Annotated in this window: 9 protein-coding genes; 8 read left to right on the top strand and 1 reads right to left on the bottom strand. The window is 55.1% G+C overall.

Annotated elements, in window-relative coordinates; translation table 11 throughout:
• Positions 1-88 precede the first annotated feature (88 nt).
• Positions 89-424: a helix-turn-helix transcriptional regulator gene (locus tag MK208_RS21005; protein WP_294119713.1), complete on the bottom strand. Its 336-nt coding sequence runs from the start codon at positions 422-424 to the stop codon at positions 89-91.
• A gap of 469 nt (positions 425-893) precedes the next feature.
• Between MK208_RS21005 and MK208_RS21000 the strand changes: the two genes are divergently transcribed.
• The 8 genes from MK208_RS21000 (at position 894) to MK208_RS20965 (ending at position 5,802) form a co-directional block, all read left to right on the top strand.
• On the top strand, positions 894-1,172 hold the full coding sequence (locus tag MK208_RS21000; protein WP_294119712.1) for a hypothetical protein: 279 nt from the start codon (positions 894-896) through the stop codon (positions 1,170-1,172).
• On the top strand, positions 1,169-1,540 hold the full coding sequence (locus tag MK208_RS20995) for a hypothetical protein (RefSeq protein WP_294119711.1): 372 nt from the start codon (positions 1,169-1,171) through the stop codon (positions 1,538-1,540). Before MK208_RS21000 ends, MK208_RS20995 begins: the two co-directional genes overlap by 4 nt.
• 4 nt (positions 1,541-1,544) lie before the next feature.
• Positions 1,545-1,682, top strand: a complete 138-nt coding sequence (locus tag MK208_RS20990; RefSeq protein WP_294119710.1) for a hypothetical protein — start codon at positions 1,545-1,547, stop codon at positions 1,680-1,682.
• 174 nt (positions 1,683-1,856) lie between these two features.
• Entirely contained in the window at positions 1,857-2,183 is a 327-nt protein-coding gene (locus tag MK208_RS20985; protein WP_294119709.1) for a hypothetical protein, read from the top strand.
• Between the two features lie 184 nt (positions 2,184-2,367).
• On the top strand, positions 2,368-3,012 hold the full coding sequence (locus MK208_RS20980) for a hypothetical protein (RefSeq protein WP_294119708.1): 645 nt from the start codon (positions 2,368-2,370) through the stop codon (positions 3,010-3,012).
• Positions 3,013-3,185: 173 nt separating this feature from the next.
• Positions 3,186-3,788: a hypothetical protein gene (locus MK208_RS20975; RefSeq protein ID WP_294119706.1), complete on the top strand. Its 603-nt coding sequence runs from the start codon at positions 3,186-3,188 to the stop codon at positions 3,786-3,788.
• Positions 3,785-4,618 carry a hypothetical protein gene (locus MK208_RS20970; RefSeq protein ID WP_294119705.1) on the top strand — a complete coding sequence of 278 codons (834 nt, stop codon included), beginning with the start codon at positions 3,785-3,787 and terminating at the stop codon, positions 4,616-4,618. Before MK208_RS20975 ends, MK208_RS20970 begins: the two co-directional genes overlap by 4 nt.
• A 779-nt stretch (positions 4,619-5,397) precedes the next feature.
• Entirely contained in the window at positions 5,398-5,802 is a 405-nt protein-coding gene (locus tag MK208_RS20965) for an HNH endonuclease signature motif containing protein (RefSeq protein WP_294119702.1), read from the top strand.
• The last annotated feature ends 5 nt before the right edge of the window (positions 5,803-5,807 follow it).

Here is a 5,807-nt window from a genome sequence, read left to right as displayed (position 1 = left end):
CGCCATCGCCCTCGCAGCTCTCGTTATTTACTGGCTATGAGTCCTGACCCTAAGTCCCTGGAGGTGGAAATAACCTTGGATGAAATTATTATTCATCTTCGTGCGATTTTGGCTGCCCCCGATCCTGCGAGGCAACTAGTGCTCGTCCGTAACCTAAAAGCTCGTGGAGGAGGTGAGGTGGTAGCTTATTTGCTAGGTGAACAATCTCTTTCTGTTCATCGGCCTGTGCGTCGGACATAAACACCGCGTAGCTGGTGCCCATCGCTTCACAAATCTTTTCAGCAGTGACCATGCGCGGATCACGTTGGTTCGCGATCATTTGGCGGATTGCTGAGTTGGATAGCCCTGCGCGCAGCGCGAGGCCAGACTCAGTCCAATCAGGGTTCGCTTCAATTGCCTGTTGCAGCTTTTGCCAAAACTTCATCGCGACTTATTTCCCGTTTTCTGGTTATTTGTCGTTCTCCGATAGTAGGTAAAATATACTATCTTAAACCTAGTACGCCATCGAACAAAAAACCTTTGACATAGTAGAACAAAAAACCTACATGGCTATGTCATGGAGAGATTAATTTCTGAGATAAGTGATTATGCGCAGCGGTCGGGTGTTTCCCCGTCGACCGTAATTCAGCGCGCAAATTGTGGAAATGGAACAACGTGGCGACGGTGGGTCGAGGGGCGTAGTAGCCCAACGCTGACAACCGTCGATAAGCTCCTCAGATACTGTAAAGACAATCCGCCACCCACCAACGATCAGTTGGAGGGCGTGGTATGATTTTTGCCTGGTTAGCGGTCGAAGTTCTTCAATTCTGGAGGATCTTCTCATGAGTTCGCTTCCTCGCGTTTTGTGGTCTGGGGTCAAGTTTCTCCTGAATGGCCATGAAAGATCTTTCCAAATGAACCGGGTTGAGGCGCAGGAACTTGCGCGGAGTCGATTTGTGACAGCGCTCCGCCGTGCCTTTCCAGGTGGATCCGATATTGAGGTCGCGAGGATGGCCGCGCCGGTCTTGGGCCGGTCAGAGCGTCAGATCCGCAACTGGTTGTCTTGTGAATCTAGCCCGGTGATCGAAGACGTTTTTGCTGTCTGCGCGATCATTGGCGTTTTCGAGACAATGGAAATTTTGACGAAAGATCAGACCCGTAACGACATTCTGGAGAGGATTGCGCAACGATGATCAACTTCGGTCAAGAGTTTGGGTCGTTGTTTCACAGTGATCTCAGCGGTGCAGGGGCCGCAGTTGTGTGCTCTCGGTGGGCGCAATGGGCGACCGTTAGTGTCGCGCATTATGGCATAGGCATTTCGATCGGTTCGTTTGTCCTATTGCGGGATCGTTCCGTAGCTTGGTTTTGGGCCTTTCTGGCCATGATCGCCGTGAAAGAAGTTGCATTCGACATTCCCAACAGCGGTTACGCGGCGATTGTTGTGGCGGATTCCCTTTGGGATTTGATCTGCTACTGCGTCGGGTTTTTCGCGCTTTGGGTAATGATGATGGTCGATCCCGCCTCTTCGAAAGCACCAACCAACCAATGTGATGAGAGGTAGACGCATGGAGCATGATCTAGAGCCGAATTCTGGCGGGTTGTATTTCAAGCGGCTCGTGTGGGTTGTGGTGATGATGCTTATCGCGACTTTGATCCTCGGGCTTGGTGCGTGGTACGGCGCGCTTCTCGAAATTCGGACGTAGAGTAGTCAGCCGAATGACCCGTTTTCAATCCCATTCAACACGCACCAATCGGCCACCACTTTGCGGGCGTGGCCGCGTGCTGTCTCTTTGCCCGCTATCCTCCCTGTTGACCTTGACCCGGCGTGCTGTCCTCCTCCCTGCGCATCGGGTCGCTTTTTTCGGCGGGGTGACAACATGACGGTGCATCGCAGCCTAAGCACTATTGACGCTGACATCGTGACAGGCGGCGCGGAGTTTTTCGAAGAGCTGGATGTGTTGACCTGCCAAAAGCTGTGGTGCGAGGTGATCCGAGATGCCTTTAACGTGGCGACACAGCCACGCGGCGCGGACACGTTGAACGAAATTCTGGTGGCGCGAGAGTTCTTCCGCCCCACGGCGCATTTCCACACAATCTGCGGACTTGCTGGGATTGATGGCGACTGGATTTTGCCGGTGGTGCGCAAGCAGATGTATGCCGCCGATGTGATGGCGCGGATGGCGCGGCGCGGGGTGAAGATATGAGCCTATGGTTTGATCTGGCCTGTGAACGGGCGGACCAAGCAGTTTTCGAAGCCTCAAAAAATGCGCCTGTGAGCGCGTTAGATTCTGCCTGTGAGACCGCCCCAGACCTGACACAGTTTTGTCGGTGGAGCGGTGCGCGCCTGATTTGCGTCTCTCGTTTGACGCGCGAAGAGCGGAGAGCATCATGACCGCATTGCAACTTGTCACGCCGGTTTCGATTGACGATCTGCCAGACTATCCAATTGACCCGGATCAGCGGTTGGACTCCCACGGCTTTGTTCAATGGGAGTTTCGCCGCTGGCTGTCGTCTGACATGCGGTGGAATGGAACGCACGAATGCAAGTCGATGTGGTTTGACCTGGTGAACCTCGCCCATAGCGAAACGCCGGTTGGCACGTTGCCAAACGACCCAAAGCGGTTGGCGCGTATGGTGCAGCCGGTTGTGGATCGCGATCACTTCGAAGCCCTGTGCAAGCTTGAGTTCGGTCCGCTGTATGGTTGGCAGCAATGCCGGTGCGGCGATGATGTGCGGTTGATGCATACCGTGGTCACGCGGATTGTGACACAGGCGTTTGCCTCGCGTGCCAATCATGCCGCGCGGGTAGAGGCCGCATCCCAAGCACGCAAGCTGGATCGGTTGACCAAGGACATCGCGACGTTATCCGCGAAGGTGGCCGAAGATCCGCGCAAGGTGCGCTGGGTAAATGAGTTCATTGATAAGCGGATTGCAGAGCGTGGCGGGCAGCGGCGCACGGCGGAAGACCTGAGCATGGCGGTTCACGCCTGCAAGGCAGAGGCGCGCGTGGGGCGCTTCCCTGACAACACCTAACATCAACGTCACGCAGTGTCGGTTAGACACTAACTGACGTTCACAGACACTAACTTAATGTCGGGTTCGATAAAGACAATGACAATGAAATTAGAACGATAACAGGCATTTGCGCGTCATTCGTAAAGTGGTTGGCCTGTGGATAAGTGGGATTTTCAGAGAAGGGGAAAGGCATGGATGCAGCGGCACAAGCCGAAGGTGAGGCGCGAGTGATGGCGCTTTTGTTTGATCCGTTGGAGGGGTTGGGCCTTGGGCGACCTACCACAACCACCAAGGCAGGTTATGAGAAGATGAAGCGCATGGTGTGCGGATGTTTGGCGGCGTTGAGTGAGGCGCAGTTGAATGAATTGCGTGAGTGGGCGCAGGCGCATCCCGGTGGGCCGCAAAAGGATCGGGTGCCGAATGGTCAGGTTCTCTTGGGGCGGGTGAAGGATACGAGGCGGCCTACCGGCGGAAAATCGGTGTCGCCTTTGATGCAGGAAGTGTTTGCCAACCAGCTTGGGGCGGACGCGATCCGCGATGGTTGGGCACCAGAGCTTATGAAGTGGTTTCGCGCCGTGCCATTGGGTGAACGCAAGTGGCCGGGTGGCTTCACTGTAAACAACATTAAGAAAGACGCCTATCAGGCTATGCGGCGGCATCGCGATATTCAAATGCGCATTGATCGGGGAGACGTCATCGCGGCGGAGGAACAGGCGTTTTATGATCGGCGTGAAGCGGCCATGCAGGAATGCCGCGACGTTCGTCAGGCAGCAAGTGAAGGGGCGGCGGCGTGAGTGAAGGCATCGTTTATCTAATGGATCGTAATGGATGTGGCCGTGCGGTTGATGCGAACATTGTGGGCACAGAGGCGTGGCGCATTGGCGAGGTGCGCGCGATGGGCGCTGTGCCTGACAATGTGGGGCCTGTGCCCGAGGCTCCTGCGCGTGGGCCTATCAGGGTAACCGACATGCGCAAGATTGTCCGCACAGATAGCGGCGGCCTGCGTCGGGTACAGGATGGCTTTGAGGGGCGCAAGACGATGCACATAGGTGATGCCTTCGACGTGATCGAGGGTAAGGCGCGGACGGCGTATACCAAAGCAGCCAATCGTGCCGGTCGCGCGGGCAAAGACCTGCCGGTTTATATTCCGCCTTTCACATCGGCGCAGATTTGCATGGGCCGCACCTACCGCGCACTGTTTGAGAAGTATGACAGCAAGGGTGTCAAATGTTCGTCTGTTGAAAGCCTGTCTGGTGGTGGCAGCGATGGTGACGCCTTCATTGTTGCCTTGCTCGCGGATGGCACCAATTTGGCGCGCATCCGCGAGCGCATTGGGTCCGGTGTGGCCCTGTCGGTGCGCGGGGTGCGACCATCCAGATGCAACCGCCGTGGCATGATCTTGGACCGCACTTTGGTCGATGCCGTGTGCCTGCATGATAAGACCATGACGGATGTGTTACGCGGTGCGGGTTGGGTCAGGGTTGGGCAGAGCGCCAAAGGTGAGCATGTGAAGGCGCTGACCAGGGCTTTGGCTGCGGCTTTGGACCGGATGGCAGGGCCAACGCAGTCGCATTGGACGCGAGCAGCAGCTTTTGGTGCGCCGTGCAATCCGATCTGGGAGTGACTTGCGATTAGGAAGCCGTATTGTCTGATCTGAAAGGGTCATTTGCCGATTTTCAAAGTTTCGCTCTGTAAGTGTCAAAGTCTACCTCTATCTCCGAGATCCTTGCCGTATTTACCAAGTATAAATGACTGAAACTATCGCGGGGCTGCTCGCTGCCGGAAATCTTCAAGTGCTTAGAGGCATAACCTAAATGGTCAGCTACCTAATCTTAATTGGAGTTCTTACAATCCGATTATTCAAGCACCATGGAAACATTCACTCTCGGACGGTGTACACCCTTAATTGTCTCTCCTACCCCTTACAGGGTGTACACCAATCGAAATTCAAACGCTCCGCTTCCTGGGCGTGGGAATGCAAAAACCATCCTAACCGATCATGAAACTACATAGAGCCAACGTCGGAGATTAATAGCGGTACCCGAAGGTTTCGATGAGACATCGATGATCGAACATTCGCTCCCGGATAAGCAGCCTCCACAACCCCTTTGAGAAATGTGACAACGGTGGTCTGGTAACTTGTTGTGGACCTTGCCTCCGAATGACCTCGGCCTTGGCCATAGCATTTTGTGGCGAGGCACATCGGAAACAGTGGCCCCAGAACAAACTTTGTCAGATTTATTGTGGCCGGCAGTTCAAAAGTTGTTCATTCACAGATGGTTGTAAATTCGTCATTGACGAAAAGGTCGTCAGCCCCTTACTGAATATGCATCATCCACAAGAACGCCCACGGGAAACCGGCGGGCGTTTTTTGTTGGGCTTTCGTTTGTGGAGTTGGTGGCAATGGTAATTCGCAAAGTGTGCTGCCGTCCTGGCTGCGATGACCTGGCGGTTGAGGGCGGCGCGCATTGTCCGATGCACGAAGAACGCCGCAAAGAAAAGCTGGCAGAGCGGCGCGCGAAGGCAAAGCTTGGTGAAGCGGCGCAGACAGGTATCCAGCTCTATGCAACTCCGGCATGGAAGGCTGGCCGCCGCGTGTTCCTGACCCGCAATCCGCTGTGCGTTGATTGTGGTGAATTGGGTTTGGTGGTTGCGGCGACAGAGGTTGACCACATCGAACCGCATCGCGGGGATCGCGATCTGTTCTTTGACCGGACCAATTGGCAACCGCTGTGCAAGCCATGCCACAGCCGAAAGACGGCGCGCGAGTGTCCGTCGTCAAAGTTTTTGGAACCAAAAGCGGCGTGAACTAA

The organism is Shimia sp., from assembly GCF_022448905.1.
Lineage (GTDB): Bacteria > Pseudomonadota > Alphaproteobacteria > Rhodobacterales > Rhodobacteraceae > Shimia.
The sequence above is the reverse complement of the archived record's forward strand: the minus strand, read 5'-3'. Positions and strand labels throughout refer to the sequence as shown.